Here is an 861-nt window from a genome sequence, read left to right as displayed (position 1 = left end):
GGTTCTGGTGCAAATAAATGATAAATGAAACAAAAAGCTAGGATTCCTACCGGAATCTTTTTTATGCTGTTAATCCAAACAGTTGATTAATAAAGATATTCTGTTTTTGGACAGACCTCGCCCCTTGATAAGTTTGTCCTTTTTTGATCATATACATAGCTTCTATTCCGTCTATCATTTTTCTAGCTGTTTGGTATGATTTTAATCCAAGCATATTTCGGATGCGTTTTTTGATAAACCGATGGTCCTGTTCAATGATGTTATTTAAATATTTTTTCACACGAAGTGGAATATCGTGTGGTAGGTACTTGTCTTCTTTTAATTTCCATATCGCAACTGGGTAAGCTTTATCGCCATCGGCCGTAATTGTACGAGGTTTTTTCGCATGACAAGCTGCCAAAGCTTTCTTTAGAAAACGTTTGGCAGCTTTTGCATTTCGTCTCTGACTTAAGTAAAAATCAATTGTGTTTCCTTCGGAATCCACCGCACGATATAAATACATTTTCTTTCCTTTGATTTTTAGATATGTTTCATCCACTCTCCAGGAATCATTTGTTGGCTTCAAATGTTTTCGAATACGCTCATTTAACTCTGGCCCATACTGATGAACCCAACGCATAATCGTTGTATGAGAAAGGGATAAACCCCTTTCCTCCATCATTTCCACCAAATCGCGAAAGCTAAGATTGTACCGCAGGTACCAACGTATCGTTAACAAAATAATATCCGGTTGATAATGTTTCCACTTAAACATATTTTCTTTTTCCATACTAATCACGCACCTTTTTTAAAGTCGTAGTACCAGTATGACCAAGTTGGGAAGATCGTTTTCAAATATTTTAAAAATTTTGCACCAGAACC

General features: G+C 36.1%; 1 protein-coding gene. It reads right to left on the bottom strand.

Annotation, left to right across the window (positions count from 1 at the left end; genetic code table 11):
- Positions 1 to 61 precede the first annotated feature (61 nt).
- Positions 62 to 769, bottom strand: a complete 708-nt coding sequence (locus F3I02_RS27165) for an IS6 family transposase (protein ID WP_196478272.1) — start codon at positions 767 to 769, stop codon at positions 62 to 64.
- Positions 770 to 861: the final 92 nt, after the last annotated feature.

The sequence above is a fragment of the Bacillus sp. SRB3LM genome (assembly GCF_015712745.1).
GTDB classification, from domain to species: Bacteria; Bacillota; Bacilli; order Bacillales; family Bacillaceae_G; genus Bacillus_A; species Bacillus_A thuringiensis_K.
This window is presented reverse-complemented; position numbering and strand designations above follow the sequence as displayed.

What these genes read in the sequence shown, in the direction of transcription:
- F3I02_RS27165 (WP_196478272.1), bottom strand. Translation starts at nt 769, where the DNA reads ATGGAAAAAGAAAATATGTTTAAGTGGAAACATTATCAACCGGATATT.